The sequence below is a fragment of the Escherichia sp. E2661 genome, from assembly GCF_004745185.1.
In the GTDB taxonomy this organism is placed as follows: domain Bacteria; phylum Pseudomonadota; class Gammaproteobacteria; order Enterobacterales; family Enterobacteriaceae; genus Escherichia.
This window is the reverse complement of sequence record NZ_PDIG01000057.1, coordinates 1-506: the sequence shown is the minus strand read 5'-3', so window position 1 is coordinate 506 and position 506 is coordinate 1. Positions and strand designations below refer to the sequence as shown.

General features: G+C 48.2%; 1 protein-coding gene. It reads right to left on the bottom strand.

Going from position 1 to position 506, the window contains the following annotated elements; all coding sequences use genetic code 11:
- Positions 1–415, bottom strand: a 415-nt coding sequence (locus CRI63_RS23595) for an ABC transporter transmembrane domain-containing protein (RefSeq protein ID WP_240782795.1), incomplete at its 3' end; no start/stop codon positions are given.
- Between the last annotated feature and the right edge of the window lie 91 nt (positions 416–506).

The window sequence follows — 506 nt, the reverse complement described above, 5'->3', positions numbered from 1 at the left end:
ACGACGAAGCAACCTGTTCAGAGTCGTATGTAATACGTGAAAGCAGTGTCCCGGTTGACTGTTTGTCAAAAAATGACACTGGCATTCCCATCATGTGGCCGAACAGACGTCGACGCATGGTCATGACCACTTTTCCTGATACCCAGGAGATACAGTAGCTGGAGATATAACTGGTGATACCACGTAAAATCATCAGGCCGATAACCACCAGCGGCATCCACATCAGCACGGAGCGATCTGTTTTACCAAAGCCATCATCGAGAAGCGGCTTAAGGAGCGATAACATGAAGGTATCGCTGGCTGCGTTGAGAATTAACGCTATGCCCGCCACGATCAGACCCGCTTTAAAAGGCGCAATGGTTGGCCACAGTCGGCGGAATGTCTGCCACGTAGAGAGATCTTTGTCGTTATGCATTCAAAAAACCAGCATTTGTTGAAATAGCCGCATATTCTACCCGTTATCCACTGGCACGCCAAACCACTGATGATACCAACGAGGTAAAATT